Raw genomic sequence first — 570 nt, 5'->3', positions numbered from 1 at the left:
CCGGTTTATTCGCGCTACAGCGACTGGACGAAAGCCGGTGTTTTCCAGAAGATTTTCGAGGCTGTCTCCGATGATCCCGACATGGAATACGCGATGATTGACGGCACGGTGGTCCGGGTTCACCGCCACGGCCAGGGCGCAAAAGGGGGACCCGAAGCCAGGCGATAGGGCGGAGTGTAACGGGGTGGTCAACGAAGATCATCGCCATGACCGACGCCCTGGGTAATCTGGTCCGCTTCACGCTTATCCCCGGCCAGCATTACGATACGGTCGGCGTTGCGCCTCTTCTCGAACCAGCTGATTTTAAAGGAATTCTTGCTGACAAGACTTTCGACGTCCACTGGATCGTGGACGCCATACGCGCGCAAGGGGCCTGCGTGGCCATCCCCCAGCGCAAAAACCGCCTCGACAGACGCCCGTTCGATGGGGCCCTGTTCAAAGCACGCCATCTCATTGAGAACTTCTTCTGCAAGCTCAAGGAGTTCAAGCGCATCGCCATGCGCAGCGAAAAAACAGACAGATCATTCGAAGCCATGATCTATCTCGTTGGCGCAATCATTAATTCAAGAT

1 protein-coding gene is annotated in these 570 nt (G+C 56.3%); it reads left to right on the top strand.

The genetic code is table 11. From position 1 onward, the window contains the following. Positions 1-164: 164 nt before the first annotated feature. Positions 165-570 (top strand): transposase (locus B7449_RS18540; RefSeq protein ID WP_307152066.1); only part of this gene is annotated, 406 nt, incomplete at its 3' end.

This window comes from Komagataeibacter intermedius TF2 (genome assembly GCF_000964425.1).
Taxonomy (GTDB): Bacteria; Pseudomonadota; Alphaproteobacteria; order Acetobacterales; family Acetobacteraceae; genus Komagataeibacter; species Komagataeibacter intermedius.
The sequence above is the reverse complement of the archived record's forward strand: the minus strand, read 5'-3'. Positions and strand labels throughout refer to the sequence as shown.